Origin of the sequence: Paenibacillus sp. ACRRY, from assembly GCF_022346995.1 — a bacterium.
GTDB lineage: Bacteria > Bacillota > Bacilli > Paenibacillales > Paenibacillaceae > Paenibacillus.
The window spans coordinates 1,006,793-1,022,023 of the sequence record NZ_JAKRNM010000001.1 but is presented as its reverse complement, the minus strand read 5'-3'; the positions used below and the strand labels follow the sequence as shown (position 1 = coordinate 1,022,023).

14 protein-coding genes are annotated in these 15,231 nt (G+C 45.0%); 11 read left to right on the top strand and 3 right to left on the bottom strand.

From position 1 onward, the window contains the following. Positions 1 to 21 precede the first annotated feature (21 nt). From MH144_RS04345 to MH144_RS04300, 11 genes are all read left to right on the top strand, one after another. A complete protein-coding gene (locus tag MH144_RS04345; RefSeq protein ID WP_239297828.1) occupies positions 22 to 1,713 on the top strand; it encodes a hypothetical protein in 1,692 nt (563 codons plus the stop codon). A 161-nt stretch (positions 1,714 to 1,874) separates the two neighbouring features. After that, the gene (locus MH144_RS04340; protein WP_239297827.1) at positions 1,875 to 2,297 is read left to right on the top strand and encodes a cell wall hydrolase; all 423 of its coding nucleotides are present in this window, start codon (positions 1,875 to 1,877) and stop codon (positions 2,295 to 2,297) included. A gap of 18 nt (positions 2,298 to 2,315) precedes the next feature. Then, on the top strand, positions 2,316 to 2,840 hold the full coding sequence (gerQ, locus tag MH144_RS04335) for a spore coat protein GerQ (protein ID WP_183520124.1): 525 nt from the start codon (positions 2,316 to 2,318) through the stop codon (positions 2,838 to 2,840). Between the two features lie 184 nt (positions 2,841 to 3,024). Further along, entirely contained in the window at positions 3,025 to 4,602 is a 1,578-nt protein-coding gene (locus MH144_RS04330; protein ID WP_239297826.1) for a sigma-70 family RNA polymerase sigma factor, read from the top strand. A 431-nt stretch (positions 4,603 to 5,033) separates the two neighbouring features. Further along, positions 5,034 to 6,350, top strand: a complete 1,317-nt coding sequence (locus MH144_RS04325; protein WP_153978508.1) for a hemolysin family protein — start codon at positions 5,034 to 5,036, stop codon at positions 6,348 to 6,350. 339 nt (positions 6,351 to 6,689) lie between these two features. Then, a complete protein-coding gene (locus MH144_RS04320) occupies positions 6,690 to 7,889 on the top strand; it encodes an MFS transporter (protein WP_239297825.1) in 1,200 nt (399 codons plus the stop codon). Positions 7,890 to 8,208: 319 nt separating this feature from the next. After that, positions 8,209 to 9,021 (top strand): Cof-type HAD-IIB family hydrolase, encoded by an 813-nt coding sequence (locus MH144_RS04315; protein ID WP_239297824.1) that lies wholly within the window; start codon positions 8,209 to 8,211, stop codon positions 9,019 to 9,021. Positions 9,022 to 9,036: 15 nt separating this feature from the next. Then, positions 9,037 to 9,675 carry a sugar O-acetyltransferase gene (locus MH144_RS04310; RefSeq protein ID WP_239297823.1) on the top strand — a complete coding sequence of 213 codons (639 nt, stop codon included), beginning with the start codon at positions 9,037 to 9,039 and terminating at the stop codon, positions 9,673 to 9,675. A gap of 177 nt (positions 9,676 to 9,852) precedes the next feature. Further along, a complete protein-coding gene (locus tag MH144_RS30725) occupies positions 9,853 to 9,981 on the top strand; it encodes a hypothetical protein (RefSeq protein WP_275439953.1) in 129 nt (42 codons plus the stop codon). Positions 9,982 to 10,090: 109 nt separating this feature from the next. Beyond that, complete coding sequence (locus MH144_RS04305) at positions 10,091 to 11,569, top strand: Lsa family ABC-F type ribosomal protection protein (protein ID WP_239297822.1); 1,479 nt, start codon at positions 10,091 to 10,093, stop codon at positions 11,567 to 11,569. A gap of 197 nt (positions 11,570 to 11,766) precedes the next feature. After that, positions 11,767 to 12,258, top strand: coding sequence for a hypothetical protein (locus tag MH144_RS04300; protein WP_239297821.1), 492 nt, complete (start codon positions 11,767 to 11,769; stop codon positions 12,256 to 12,258). 1 nt (position 12,259) lies between these two features. Here MH144_RS04300 and MH144_RS04295 read toward each other — a convergent pair whose 3' ends face one another. The 3 genes from MH144_RS04295 to MH144_RS04285 form a co-directional block, all read right to left on the bottom strand. Further along, on the bottom strand, positions 12,260 to 13,219 hold the full coding sequence (locus MH144_RS04295; RefSeq protein WP_239297820.1) for a hypothetical protein: 960 nt from the start codon (positions 13,217 to 13,219) through the stop codon (positions 12,260 to 12,262). Beyond that, entirely contained in the window at positions 13,197 to 13,787 is a 591-nt protein-coding gene (locus MH144_RS04290) for an RNA polymerase sigma factor (protein WP_239297819.1), read from the bottom strand. Before MH144_RS04290 ends, MH144_RS04295 begins: the two co-directional genes overlap by 23 nt. A 208-nt stretch (positions 13,788 to 13,995) precedes the next feature. Continuing rightward, positions 13,996 to 15,228 carry an aminopeptidase gene (locus tag MH144_RS04285; RefSeq protein ID WP_239297818.1) on the bottom strand — a complete coding sequence of 411 codons (1,233 nt, stop codon included), beginning with the start codon at positions 15,226 to 15,228 and terminating at the stop codon, positions 13,996 to 13,998. Between the last annotated feature and the right edge of the window lie 3 nt (positions 15,229 to 15,231).

Below are 15,231 nucleotides of genomic sequence, written 5' to 3'. Positions count from 1 at the left end.
CTGCTGATTGGAGGGATCATAATGACAGGAATTGCTTCGCCTGTGGAGGCAGGCACGGGCGACATACGGGCAGCCTGGGTATGGCAGGCCAAGTCTGTCCAAGATGATGGAGGAGACGAGCTGCTGGCTAACGCAGCTAAACATAAGATTAACAGACTCTATGTGAACGTGGATATGAATGTATCCGATGACGTATATCGCACGTTTATATCCAAAGCCAGTGATGCGGGTATTGCTGTTGAAGCACTAGGAGGGGACCCGTCCTGGGCTGTCCATGACCGTGAGGCGCCAATGCTCCGATTGGCTGCAAGGGTGTCTGATTATAATCAGGGAGTAGCTGCAGAAGAACGATTTGATGCCATCCATTTGGACATCAAACCCTATGTTCTGCCTGCATGGAGAGATGATTCAGAACCTCTGGTTCAGTCATGGGTAGCCAATATGAAATTGTTGCTCGAACAGGTCGAGGCAAATGGTGCAATCGACATTAATGTGGATCTGCCATTTTGGCTGGATTCTTATACGATCGCTGGTACAAAAACAACAGATGATACGGATAACCCGCCGTTATCACGCTGGTTTATGGAACAGTTTAATCATGTTACTTTACTAGCTTACCGCGATAACGCACAAGGGAACAATGGCATTATTCAACTTATTGAACAGGAAATGAATTGGGCCGATGCCAGTGGTGCGTCAGTCACCGTTGGCGTAAATACGAAGCCAATGCCTGGTGAAGAGTTTACGACTTTTGCCGGAAAGGGAGCGGCACAGCTTGAGAGTGTCATGGCAGAGGTTGCGGAATCCTTACGTAATCACACTTCATATGGGGGTTCTGCTGTACATGATATTGTATACTGGGGACAGCTTGAACCCGAAGAACAGCCTGCGCCGGAGAAGCCAACCTTACAGCCTGAGATTCGCGGAACTTACATCTGGGAGGCCTCGCAGGTAACGGATGATGGCGGTCAGCATATTCTTGAATTCGCTACTGCACAGAATATTAATTTTTTATATGTCCGACTTGATCTGGACCAGCCCTATTCTAGTTACCGCAGTTTTGTAAAACGAGCTCAGGCACAAGGAATTGAGATTCATGCCATGGGCGGCCATCCGATCTGGGGTAGATCCGAGAACAGACCACGGATCGAGCGACTGATCAATTATGTGAAAAATTATAATGCCGAAGTTGAACCCGAAGAACGATTCAAGGGCATTCACCTGGATATCGAGCCCTACACACTGCCGGAATGGAATTCCGACCGGGATGCGCTTTTGACAGAGTGGGCTTCCAATATCGCCTTTTTCCAGGAAGAAACGAAGAAAGACAGCAGCTTGGAGACCAGTGCAGATCTGGCTGTTTGGCTGGATACGTTCCCTTTGCCAGGACAGGACATGTCTGTTAGTGAGTTTATGATCCGCACTTTGGATCATGTCTCTCTCATGGCATTCCGTAACACGGCTGAAGGGTCCAATGGAATTGCGGCAGTGGTCAGACAAGAGATGGAAATCGCCGACCGTTTGGGCAAGCCGCTGCTGATTTCGGTAGAAATGAAAGAGAATCACGAAGGCACCCATATTTCATTTTACGAAAGAGGAGCTGCCGAGATGGAACTGCAGCTGGCGAAGCTGCCTGAACTGCTGAAGGAATATGAAGCGTATCAAGGTAATATGGTACATGCGTACGATTACTGGATTAATGCCAAGCCTTAATTAGGCTGGTTATATAGGAAATGTTTTGTCTCGGGACTTCACATGGGGTGAGGTTCCGGGATTTTTTTGTGGGAAAAAGTTGGATTCGTGTCACCGAATAGGCTCCTGCACAATACGATGTACGGTGATGAAGAGAGCTGAAGCAAGGGAGGAAACAGAATATGGCTGTTATTAAAGCCAACTCAGAAGACGCCAAGCTGCTGGCAAGACTGATGAGGGCAGAGGCTGAAGGTGACGGCGAACAGGGCATGCTGCTCGTAGGTAATGTGGGTGTGAACCGGGTGCTGGTGGACTGTTTGGATTTTGGGGATATTCGTGATATTAACCGCATGGTATTCCAAAACCCCGGTGGGTTCGAATCAACCCAAAAAGGCTACTTCTATCAGCGGGCTAGACAATCCGAGATTCGCTTGGCACAACGTGTAATCAATGGAGAACGGATCTGGCCGGCCAGCAATGCCCTGTGGTTTTTCAGACCTGTAGGCGATTGTCCTGCAACCTGGTATAACCAGCAAAATACGGGCCGTTTCAAAGCGCACTGTTTCTTCAGTCCAACAGGTGAAGATTGTCCGGAAGTTTATTAAATTATGGGAGGAATTACAATGATTAATCAACCATATCAACCAACAACACAGGCACTGGGTCAACAAGCCAACTCGCAAGTTCAAGGAACATCCTATAAAATCGGTAATGGCGCGCCTTCGATGTCCCCAACACCAGGCATGGTATCTCCAAGTATGGTTTCACCAAGCATGGTTTCTCCAAGCTCCACAAGCGTACCGCCGCTTGTATCCAGCGGCAGTCCAATGACGCCAACTGGTGGCGTTGTAACGACAACTGCGCCGCAGTTTGAACAATCATACATCGAAAATATCCTGCGCCTGAACCTCGGCAAATTTGGTACATTCTACATGACATATGAAGGTAACAAAGAATGGAATGCTCGCATTTTCCAAGGCATTATTGAAGCTGCAGGTCGTGATCACATCATTATCAGCGATCCTAAGACAGGAAGACGTATTATGCTGTTAATGGTTAACTTCGATTATGCTACGTTTGATGAGCCATTGTTGTACCAATATCCAGGCGTTATCGGAAACTATCCTCAAGCTCCAAGCAGATTCTAATTCGTTATTAAACGGGGGTTCTCTAGAAAGACTGTTTAACCAGGCTGTCCTGCATGTGGAATCAAATCCACAAGTGGGACAGTTTTTTTCGTTATAATGGAGAGTATAGTAACCTTTACTCGCAATCATGGCACTTATACATATATAGGCTGAGCAAGACGCTCACAGAGAGGAGTTTACATCATTGAACGAGTGGATTGAGGGAGCCATCCGGGGCGAGCCTGAGGCTTATGGGCAGTTAATGAAACAGTTCCGCGGAATGGCGCTCGCTGTTGCCTATAACAAACTGGAGGATGCTTTCTGGGCTGAGGATATTGTACAGGAGGCGTTCACAGAAGCATTTGCTAATCTGTCGAAGCTGGAGACAGCCGAAGCTTTTCCAGGATGGTTCAAAGTGATCGTTGAAAGACAGTGTTACCGTTGGTTAAGGCGCAAACAGCACAGCACTTCCCCTGTACAGGAGTTACTGTACAAAATCGATTCGAGCACAGAGGGAGATAACCCCGAACAGCTTGTTTTGCAAAAGGAAAGGTATCGGATTCTTCGCGATTCCATATCCAGTCTGCCGTTATCCATGCGGCATGTAGTGGACATGTTCTATTTTCAGGGATATTCACTTAAGGAAATTTCCGATTTCCTTAGCGTATCTGTTCCGGCATTGAAGAAACGGTTGTTTGATGCCCGGGCGAAGCTGAGGCGTACATTACCCGTTGCGGACGTTATAACCGTATTTAATGAACTTTATGAAGGGGGCAAAGGCATGCTGCATATTACCAATGGAGACCATGCTGCAGATCGTTTGCGGCAAAGCGGGATCGGAGGGGAGGTTATGGTCTGGCGGGAACTTTATACATTTGGTCCTGTCGTCCAAGATATGGGGAACGAGGTGGAGCGAAGCAAGCGCGCTGCCTATCTGGAACAGCAGTTAGGTATCCCCCAGACGGAATATCTGCAAATCGCGGAGCTGGAGCGAAAGCTGCATGCGTTTCATCAGTACAAGGAGATTGTACTCTGGTTTGAATATGATCTCTATGATCAGGCGATGTTATCTTATTTGCTGCACTATTTTAATGGTCAATCGCTTGGGGACACCAAGCTGAACCTGTTATGTATTGATGCTTATCCGGAAATTGAGAACTTTCGGGGACTGGGCCAGCTAACTCCCGGACAGATCGGACGTTTGTCTGGTACGTGGCATGTCATGGGGACGGAGGAAATTCAGGCGGGAAGTCAGTTCTGGCAAGCGTACACCTCTTCCGATATTCAGGATCACATGGATTATTTAAAACAAAACAGTACGGTTCTCCCATTTGCGCATGCTGCATTTGAGGCTCACTTGACCCGCCTGCCTTCACAGATGAATGGTCTGGGTGCAATCGAACAAGCGACCCTGGAAGCTGTGAGTCGAGGTGTTGATCATCCATATCCACTATTTAAGCGTGTGAGTGAGCAGTTGCATGTATTGGGGATGGGAGACTTAGAATATTGGGCACATCTAAGAAGAATGACCAAGGAGCCTCATGCTCTGCTACAGATTAGCGGAGCAGACACGTTCCCAGATTTTACACAGCACGATGAAAATTTCCGCAATGCAGTATTATCTCTGACTGAGCTCGGCATCCAGGTACTCGCTGAAGAAGCAGACTATGCAAAATTACGAAGAGACGAAATGTGGATTGGCGGTTTGTGGAACAGACAAGGCGAAGAACCACAGTGGCGATGGGATCCGGCGTCCCGTTTCCCTGTTAAAATAAACACATAACGTTACTTACTTAACTCGCAGTAACATCAAAGAGTATTCCCTGAATTAGGATATCAACGGGAATACTCTTTTTACGTTTTACATTTTCCTTGAATCTGATTTAGACACCTTCCGTGTACAAGATATAAACAATAATCCATTCGGGATTGTTCAATATACTTAGTTAGCAAATGTAAATAAGACGGCGTATTCGCTACCTTTGTAAAGTAATTTGCTGGTTAGCATCATTTCGTTGTCATAGGACACGGATTGACTGTGTAGTTTAGAGTTATATAATAAAAGAAGCATATCCTTTTATTCGACACAAACTAGAAGGAGGTGGAAGCATTGGGAAGTTGAAATTGCATATGAGCGGCAGAATGGCTAATATCCTACATTTTCGAAGGAGGTGGACCTATTTGCCGAAGAATGACGGCGAATAGGATGACAATTTGAGTGACCCCTTACCGAGTATATTAAATTTATTTTTAATTGCTTTGCTTGTACTGATGAACGGTTTTTTTGTCTCGGCAGAATTCGCGATGGTAAAAGTCCGCGGCAGCCGAATTGAGGCTTTGGTGGAAGCAGGCAACAAAAGAGCCATTTATGCTTCTAATATTGTACGTAACCTGGATGCCTATCTGTCTGCGTGCCAATTGGGCATAACGCTGGCTTCACTGGGACTCGGCTGGCTCGGAGAGCCTGCCATTGCACACTTGCTTGAGCCCATGTTTACCGCGTTTGGACTCGGCCCAGTATATGTACACGGAATATCGATTGTGATTGCATTTGTTATTATTACGATTTTGCATATTGTACTCGGGGAACTTGCTCCCAAGACGATGGCAATCCGCAAATCGGAGACGGTCACGTTATGGTCTGCGGTACTGCTTACGTTCTTTTACAAATTGATGTATCCCTTTATCTGGGCTTTGAATGGTATGGCGAACAGCCTGTTGAGATTGTTTCGAATGGCACCTGCTTCGGAGCATGACTCGGCACATAGTGAAGATGAAATACGTATTCTCATGAAAGAAAGCAATAAGAGCGGTTTAATTGACAATACTGAATTGGCGCTTGTTGATAATATATTTGATTTTACGGCAACAACCGCCCGTGAAATTATGATTCCGCGGACGGAAATGATCTGTCTGAATGCCAATCAGTCCATGCTGGAAAATCTGGAAATCGCCAGTGAAAGCATGCGAACCCGCTATCCCGTCTATAACGGTGACAAGGACCACATTATCGGCTTTATTCACATCAAAGACCTGATGCGGTCCCAGCTCACAGATACTATTTCTGTAATCCGGCCAATTCTTGCCGTTCCGGAATCGACGCCAATCAGTGATCTGCTGAAGCGAATGCAGCGCAGCAAGACACAGATTGCGATTCTGATTGATGAGTACGGCGGAACTTCCGGAATGGTAACGCTTGAGGATATTATGGAAGAGATCGTGGGCGAGATTCAGGATGAGTTCGATCAGGAGCGTCCTGCCATTGAGAAAGTGGATGAGATGGAATACTCCATTGATGGCATGATGCTGATTGAAGAAGTCAGTGAGCGATTCGAACTGGATATGGATCGGAGCGACTATGACACGATTGGTGGCTGGTTGTACTCCAGAGTGGAGACGATTCCGCCTGAAGTTGGTCAATCCGTTGAATATGGAGGATATGTATTCGTCATTCAGGAGACGGAGCATAAGCGGATTTCACGGGTAAATGTAATTAAGTTAGAAATGTTAGTGGAGGAAGAAGGGGCTTAAGCCAAGCTGCTTTATTCCCGAATGAGTTAATCGAAGCAGTCTAGTGATGATATTTCATCCTGGCTGCTTTTTTCATGTTTTGAGATTTCAAACTTTGGGCTAAGGTGCATGGATATTAAACTCTGCAAGGCCTTTCTCCCCAATGAACATTCAATATAAAAGTTCGATTAAATGTTACGGTTTTCCGGATTTGGCTGAAGATTAATATATATATCTGATGTTGCTCATAGGATGAGTATTGACAAAGGAAGACCATATCCCGCATATTTATCTTAAATACTTTATAAAGTATATTTATTAACGTGGGTGATGAACTACATCAAGAGAGGAGTTACAAAGATGGCAACCTGGTTTCTCATCGTAATCTATCTGGCTTTTATAAGTCTCGGGCTTCCGGATTCGCTGCTTGGATCTGCATGGCCGGTCATATGGCCAGAAATAGGTTCGTCCGTAGGCTCAGCAGGGTTCATTTCCATGATTATTGCCGCAGGCACCATCGTTTCCAGTCTGGCAAGTGGGAAGATGATTCAGAAAATGGGTACAGGTAACATTACGTTGTTCAGTTGTTTGCTAACCGCAATTTCGTTAATTGGATTTTCCATGGCACCTTCCATGATATGGTTTATGATCTTGGCCGTTCCACTCGGCTTGGGCGCAGGAGCTGTGGATGCAGCGTTGAATCACTACGTCGCTGCAAATTACCAAGCACATCATATGAACTGGCTGCATTGCTTCTGGGGCGTTGGCGCTACCATGGGTCCCATCATCATGGCCGGTTATATAGCAGACCAGAACTTCTGGAGAGGCGGTTATGCTGCAGTTGGTGTCATCCAGTTCGTACTGGTTATCGTACTTCTTATAACGCTGCCGTTGTGGAAAAGGGTAGCTGCATTGCGCGAAACTGCACCAACAACGATGGCCGATAGCGAGACGAAATCGGAATTACGTATGCCGGGGAACGTCTTGAGATTAAGAGGGGTTAAGCCCTCGTTGCTCGCTTTTCTGTTATATTGCGGGGTTGAAACCACAGTAGGTTTATGGGGAGCCAGTTACTTGGTTGGAACGAGAAGTATCTCGGCAGAGATGGCGGCGGGTTGGATCTCTCTTTATTACGGAGGTATTACGTTTGGCAGGTTCATTACAGGTTTTATCTCGTTAAGAGTCCATAACCGATTATTGATTCGCTATGGGCAATGGATCACGATCTTGGGAGGTCTTCTTTTGTTACTTCCGCTTCCTTCATCGTTTTCGGTAGCAGGTTTTATTTTAATCGGGCTGGGTCTTGCTCCAATCTACCCTGGACTTTTGCATGAAACGCCGGCTCGCTTCGGGAAAGAAAACTCCGTTAAGTTAATGGGATACCAGATGGCTGTCGCTTATAGCGGTACGACGCTGCTTCCTCCGCTCTTTGGGTTTCTTGCAGCGAAGACCAGTACAGATTCATTTCCGGTTGTAGTGCTTGTTCTGCTCGTATTGATGTTATTTAGCGCGGAAACCGTGAATCGCATACTCCTAAAATCTCAGAAAGTGGGGAGGTGAGAAAATGGCATATGTTATTTTAGCTGTTATCATCTGGGCCGCAGCCTATGCGTGTTTAGCTTTGTCGAAACAGTCTATTGAAGTGAAACCCATGCGCTCAATCGATGATTGGTTTGAGTGACAGATGTATGGTTCTGAAAAAAGAGGGTTGACATGAAACCAGTTACATGGATTACGCTTGCTATGTAGTTTATTAATTGCATACCGATTGCCAAGTAAACATGATCATCTTATTTTTCTGTCCTCTTTATAAACATACATTATAAAGTTTGTATGAAAAGTGTAATGAACTAGCCTTAAACAAAGAGGGGATTGCTAAATGATTAAACTTGTAGTAACTGACTTAGATGGGACGTTCCTGAACAACAAGGGATTATTCGATATTGAATTATTCAACAAAGTGCATGCAGAAATGCAGAAGCAGGGAATGACCTTTGTGGCATGCACAGGAAAACAGTGTGAACGGGTAGAAAAATTATTTGGAGAACATGGCAAGGGGATATGGGTACTTGGAGATAGTGCAGCCAGAATTAAGAAAGATGGGGAAGTTGTAAAAGAATTCAGCATTGATCGTGAGCTTGCATTACAAAGCATTGAAACGATACAACGTTTTGCCCCAGACATGACCCTCATTGTATGTGCAAGCGATGCAGCATATGTTCACTCTTCCATCTCCGAGGGAATGTACAACGTGGTTAAAAGCTCATACGAACAGGTTAAGAAGATTGACTCATTCCAGGAGATCGACAGCCGTTTTATCAAAATAACAGTATACGATACAGAGGAACGGAGTAATGCCTTAAGGAAACATGTAGAAAAGACACTTGGCGGCCAAATCTACATTGTGGATTCAGAACCAAAGTGGCTTGATATCACGGCACTTCATACGCATAAAGGAGAGACGGTTAAAAAATTGCAGGAGCTGCTCGGCGTAACTTATGAAGAAACGATGTCCTTTGGAGACGGAGAGAATGATGTAGAGCTAATGTCTATTGCCAAATACAGCTTTGCCGTCAGCAATGCTTGTGAGAATACCAAAAAAGCAGCACGTTTTATTACGAAATCCAACGAGGAGAACGGTGTTCTCCTGACAATCCAAGACTGTATGGACCTTCAAAAAAACGTGAATTGAATGGGAGTTGATCACATGACTGAGGAAGAACGGATATTGAACGGGATTTTATTCAGTCCCAGCCACCCGGAACTAAAGAGCATTAAACTTCGTTCGCACAACTTGAGCCATCAATACAGCCAGATGTTCGAGGATCAGGCAGAGGAACGTGAAGCGATTCTGACACAGATTCTTGGTCGCAAAGGGGAATCCTGCTTCATTCAAGGGCCTGTATTCTTTCATTATGGTGTTCACACAGAGATCGGTCATCATTTCTTTGCGAACTACAATCTAACCATTCAGGACGATGCTAAGGTTACCATTGGAGACTACACCAGTTTTGGACCTAATGTAACGATTGTTACTCCAATTCACCCGTTTGTTGCGTCTGAACGCCGGCAAATGCTAGATCAGAACGGTGACCCGAAGACGTTATGTTACGCCAAACCCGTAACGATCGGAAACGATGTATGGCTATCTGCTAATGTAACGGTATGCGGAGGAGTTACCATCGGAGACCGATGTGTAATTGGTGCCGGAAGTGTAGTGACCCAGGACATTCCGGCAGACTCCTTCGCAGCAGGTGTACCCTGCAGAGTCATTCGCAAAATTACGGAGACAGACAGTATGCGTTATAAACCGGAAGTCATGGCAGATTGCCGTGTTATTGAATAGAAATCCATTCTAAAGGGAGCGAGCACTTGTCCAGATCCGGATAAGAACGGGCTCCCTTTGCTGCGCACGGATCGTTCTGCGAACTCTGAACCACATCCTTGACCCACGAATCCTATCCATGTTAAGTTTTCTGTATCTAAAAGTTGAAGCCATATGATTTTAAAGGGGGATAGAGTTATGACTGAATTAGAGGTTGTAGATGTTTATGTGGACCTGTCACTGGATATGAACATTGGCATGGTTCACCAAATCATGAATCGGAATTCGGAGCTTTATCCATTCACGCATCGTTTTACCTGGCTTTGAGCTTCGTATGCTTGGATTCTTTCAAGATGGGATACAATAAGGGAATCATGTCATGATCATAACCTCATTTATTTAGCCATCTGAATATAAATGAAAAGGATGATCCCTTATGTCAATGATAAACGTATCAAACCTGACTTTTGCCTATGACGGCAGTTACGATAATATTTTCGAAAATGTGAGTTTTCAATTGGACTCCGACTGGAAATTAGGCTTTACCGGAAGAAACGGGAGAGGGAAAACAACTTTCCTTAACCTTTTGCTTGGCAAATATGAATATAGTGGTACCATCTCTGCTCAGGTTGATTTCGAGTACTTTCCTTTCCCAGTTGAGAATAAAGACTCGATGACGCTTGATGTGATAAGTGATGTTTATCCAGACTATCAGCATTGGGAACTGGTGCGGGAGCTTAACCTTCTGAAAGTTTCCGAAGATGTTCTGTATCGACCATTCGATTCCCTATCCAATGGAGAGCAAACGAAAGTCATGCTGGCTGCCTTGTTCATGAAGGAAAATCAATTTTTGCTCATTGATGAGCCAACCAATCATCTTGACATGCATGCCAGAAAGCTCGTTAGCAGCTATCTAAGCAAAAAAAGTGGTTTTATCCTGGTATCGCACGATAGATCCTTCCTGGACCACAGCGTAGACCATATCCTTTCGATCAATAAAACAAATATCGAGATTCAAAAAGGCAACTTTTCCGCCTGGTGGGAGAATAAGAAGAGACAGGATCAATATGAACTTGCAAGCAACGAAAAGTTACAGAAAGACATTAAACGCTTATCCGACTCCGCTAAACGGACTGGCGGTTGGTCACATGAGGTTGAAAAGTCCAAAAATGGGACTAGAAACTCCGGTTCCAAAGTGGATAAAGGCTACATTGGGCACAAGGCTGCCAAAATGATGAAACGTTCCAAAAACATCGAACAACGGCAGCAATCTGCCATTCAAGAAAAATCCAAACTTCTCAAGAATATCGAAAGTTCGGAGCGGCTGCAGATTCATCAATTGGAGTATCACAAAAATGAAATCGTTCAATTGGAAAATGTGTCGATTGCATATGGCTCCAATATCGTTTGTAAGGATATTTATTTAACGGTTGAAAAAGGGGACCGAATCGCTCTTTACGGTAAGAATGGTTCAGGTAAGTCAAGCATTCTAAAGTTAATTTGCGGCGAGGATATTGACTACACAGGTCATCTTCGCAAGGATCCTCAGGTTAAAATATCGTACGTATCACAGGATACATCGGGTCTCGCGGGAGGCTTATCCGAGTACGCGATGTCACAGGGTATTGATGAAAGTCTCTTCAAATCAATATTACGGAAACTGGATTTCTCCAGGCTGCAGCTGGATAAGGATATCTCCACGTTTAGTGCTGGACAAAAAAAGAAAGTACTGATTGCCAAAAGCCTCAGTGAGGAAGCACATTTGCACGTTTGGGATGAACCACTTAATTTTGTTGATGTCATTTCACGTATGCAAATTGAAGACTTGCTGCTTGAACACTCGCCAACACTTCTTTTTGTGGAGCATGACAGCGAATTTTGCTCGAATATCGCCACGAGTATCATTGAGTTATAAATAACGTGGGTATGACTCTCTAAAGCCTATACGAAATGGAAAATATTTAGGTTTCACTCACGCTGCAGATTTCACAGTAAGAAAAGACGCTACCGACATGAAGGTCGGAGCGTCTTTTTTATTTTTGAAACCTATGACCTACTCTGTCCGTTTATACCTTACACAAAATCAAATATGACATTGGAGGAGGAATACATATGTTAAAAATGAGTCTGTCATCCCTTTTGAAAATCACCTTCGTTGCTGCATTATCGGTACCTGCAATTCTATCCATTCCTGTTGGCAGCACTGCCGCAGCTAGTCCTGACATTGTATCTGGTGCACTCACTGCACCACCACCGCCAGAGGAGCAAACTGTTCACTCACTGGCAGCTCTCAAGTATATATATCAGGCAGCAGGGAACGTTTCTCCGGGAGGAGGGCTGACAGCGAACGTCACTACATCAACAACCACCTACAAGGAAATGAAATCACTTCAGGTCGATTACCGGCTGGAACGCTGGACGGGCTCAAATTGGGTGACGTATCGGTCTGGTACCAAAAGTAAAACACAAACACAATCCCTGTCAGCACAGTCGAGCTGGACGGTGATTACAGGTTATTACTACCGGGTCGTTAGCACACATACTGCGAATGACGGAACGAATTCTGAAAATACAATCCATATTTCAAATAATGTATTATTTTGATTCATTGTCTCGTGCTGCCAGGGAATTTTTGTTCCTGCAGGTCATTGGCAATGGCAATCATTTCTTCCTTCGTGACCGTTCCAAACAAGCTCATGTTGACCGAACCCATCATCCACTGAAAGGTATTATATGGCGGGCCGATGGATACAAAAGCATCACTACCGTCAGCTAATTTGACTACACTGGTTTCACGAAGCATGGTCCCTTGGATGACCTGCCCAGGTTTAACATGGTAATAATCAAATTGAATAATTTGTTCTTCACCATTCACGCTATCACCCGTGTAACGGACTCTCATACGATCGGATTTATAATACTCATCTGAATCAAACGGAATTTCAGGATTCACGGTAAGTTCAAATTTTATCTCTTTAAAACGCTCGGGTATAGCTCTCGACAACAAAAAGTCACCATTGAATCCCGAGCGGGCTATTTCTTCCGTTACGACGATATCATCAAATAAAATGTCTTTCTCCACGGGTTGTTCTTGCAACTTCTCGGCCTCCTCGCCAGTAGCAATTATAGGAGCTTCGTTAAGTCCGGGTTCAGGCGGTGGGAGTGTTTTTGCGGTAGAAGGATCTGCGCCAAGCTGTGCGGTGCGATCTTCAATAATGATGGATTTCATGCCATTGCCCCAATCCTTGATTGATTGAACAAATGGGGAAACGGCCTGCGTTCCGGAGGGCAGACTGAAAATGACGCCCCCGATCGTTAGGGAGGCAGCTACCACAACGGATAATTTCAAGGTACGCATTCTTTTCTTTCTAACGGCAATCCGGGTAATTTCCTTTTGAACACGGAGCCAGGATTGATGTATCTGCTGGGAGTCGGGGGCAGGGGTAGCAGAGACAGCCTGATTGAAAGCCTCATCAAAGGCCAGATCAAACGCGGCATCAAAATATTCTTCTTCCTGCTCTGTATGATAATGCTCAATATGTCTATCTGACTTGCCTTTGCTCAATGGTCCCACCCCATTCCTTATGTAATTGCTTCTTGATACTGCCTCGGGCCCTGAACAAACGTTGTTTCACAATTTCTTCCGAAGTGTCCAACAGCTCAGCCATTTCCCGATAGGAGAGACCTTCTTTCCAGCGCAGCTCTATTAATACCCGGTATTCCGGTTTAAGTTGCTCCAGATAGAACTCAATAGATTCCTGCATCATTTGCGTCTCCACGGTGCTCTCTACGGAAGCTGCCGTCTGATTGATCGTCTCCATATCTATAAAAACACTATCCGTATCCAGTTGGTTACGGTTATTTTTATTTTTTCTAAGATAATTAATGGCGGTATTCCGGGTGACGACCTTAAGCCAGGCTTTCAGTTTGATTTCGTTCTCGAAAGAGGGTTTATTTTTAATAATTTTAATGAATGCTTCCTGAATAATGTCTTCTGCTGCAGCACGTTCCTTGATGATATAAACGATGAGTCCGTGAACCATATTATAGTATTCGTAATACACTTCTTCCTGAAGTGTGGGGCTCAAATTATGGAAATCTGAGGCCAAGAGTAATTGAAGCCGATTGGCCATGATGTTCTCCTTTCTGGTGAACAATCCACAAACATTGGTATCATTTCATTTTACAACATTATATGGAAACGATACAATGGGAGGTTGCTATGACAACCTTAGAAAGGTGAACCCCGAAACCAAAAGAGGCTGTCCGCCAAACCACTCAATCTGGTCTGCAAGACAGCCTAAAAATTTCAATATAACATGATTATGAATTGGAAAAAGCTTAAAATGCCCAATCTCCATTAAGGAAGACTGCTTCCCGCTCTCCGCTTGCCGTAATCCCGTAAATATTGGTCTCCGGAGAACCCATCATGAAGTCTACATGCGTAATGCTGGAATTCATGCCCCGAGAAGCAAGTTCTTCGGAGGACATGGTTTTTCCACCTTCCATATTGAACGCATAGGAACTGCCGATCGCGAGGTGACATGAAGCATTCTCATCATACAACGTCGTGTAATATAGAATGCCGCTCTCGGAGATCGGAGAATGGAAGGGTACAAGTGCAACCTCACCAAGATAGTGAGATCCTTCATCCATGCTAATTAATCTTTCCAGTGTGTCTTGACCTTCTTCCGCGTGAAAATCAACGATACGGCCATTCTCGAAGGTGAGAGAGAAACGATCGATAATACTTCCGCCATAACTCAGCGGTTTGGTGCTGGACACAGTACCGTTGACACCGTGTTTGCTAGGAGCCGTAAATACTTCCTCTGTCGGAATATTGGCTACGAAGCGAGTCCCTTGTTCATTTACACTGCCTGCTTGTGCCCAGATATGACCTTCAGGTAATTCAACCGTTAGATCCGTTCCAGGAGAGACAAAATGGAGTGCTTTATACTTTTTGCTGTTTAGGGCTATCGCTTTATGTTCCAAAAGATCAATATGATGTTCCCAAGCTTCAACTGGATGATCCAAATCTGCTCTGACAGCGGCAAAAATGGCTTCCCATAGCTGCTTCATCTGCTCAGAAGCAGGCAGGTCGGGGAACACTTTTGCAGCCCAGTCCGGTGAAGGGCAGGCTACACCTGTCCAGCTCATTTTGTCAGCCTGTTGATACTGTCGATATTTGGCCATGGCTTGTCCATATGTACGCTGATGGGTCGAAATTCGTTCAGGATCGATCCCTTTGAGCAGATCTGGACTTGATGAAAGTACAGTCAAAAAGGCAGCATTGTTCGCTGCCAGCTCTTCAAGCTCTGCAGCATGCCACTTTGGTGGTTCCTGGAATGATTCCAGCGGAGCCATCTCGAATCTTAGGCGATTGACGGTTTCATCTCCATATTTTACGATGACTTGTTTGGCTCCGGCTTCGTATGCTTTGCGAACGAGCAGGCGTACAAATTCAGCTGTATCGATCATGGCGCTGATGACCAGAATTTGACCAGGTTGAACATTGGCCCCCACCTTGACAGCCAGCTCGGCATAACGATCCAATTTTTGTTCAAAACTTAACATGGT

What these genes read in the sequence shown, in the direction of transcription:
- MH144_RS04345 (WP_239297828.1), top strand. Translation starts at nt 22, where the DNA reads ATGACAGGAATTGCTTCGCCTGTGGAGGCAGGCACGGGCGACATACGG.
- MH144_RS04340 (WP_239297827.1), top strand. Translation starts at nt 1,875, where the DNA reads ATGGCTGTTATTAAAGCCAACTCAGAAGACGCCAAGCTGCTGGCAAGA.
- gerQ (WP_183520124.1), top strand. Translation starts at nt 2,316, where the DNA reads ATGATTAATCAACCATATCAACCAACAACACAGGCACTGGGTCAACAA.
- MH144_RS04320 (WP_239297825.1), top strand. Translation starts at nt 6,690, where the DNA reads ATGGCAACCTGGTTTCTCATCGTAATCTATCTGGCTTTTATAAGTCTC.
- MH144_RS04315 (WP_239297824.1), top strand. Translation starts at nt 8,209, where the DNA reads ATGATTAAACTTGTAGTAACTGACTTAGATGGGACGTTCCTGAACAAC.
- MH144_RS04310 (WP_239297823.1), top strand. Translation starts at nt 9,037, where the DNA reads ATGACTGAGGAAGAACGGATATTGAACGGGATTTTATTCAGTCCCAGC.
- MH144_RS30725 (WP_275439953.1), top strand. Translation starts at nt 9,853, where the DNA reads ATGACTGAATTAGAGGTTGTAGATGTTTATGTGGACCTGTCACTGGAT.
- MH144_RS04305 (WP_239297822.1), top strand. Translation starts at nt 10,091, where the DNA reads ATGTCAATGATAAACGTATCAAACCTGACTTTTGCCTATGACGGCAGT.
- MH144_RS04300 (WP_239297821.1), top strand. Translation starts at nt 11,767, where the DNA reads ATGTTAAAAATGAGTCTGTCATCCCTTTTGAAAATCACCTTCGTTGCT.
- MH144_RS04290 (WP_239297819.1), bottom strand. Translation starts at nt 13,787, where the DNA reads ATGGCCAATCGGCTTCAATTACTCTTGGCCTCAGATTTCCATAATTTG.
- MH144_RS04285 (WP_239297818.1), bottom strand. Translation starts at nt 15,228, where the DNA reads ATGTTAAGTTTTGAACAAAAATTGGATCGTTATGCCGAGCTGGCTGTC.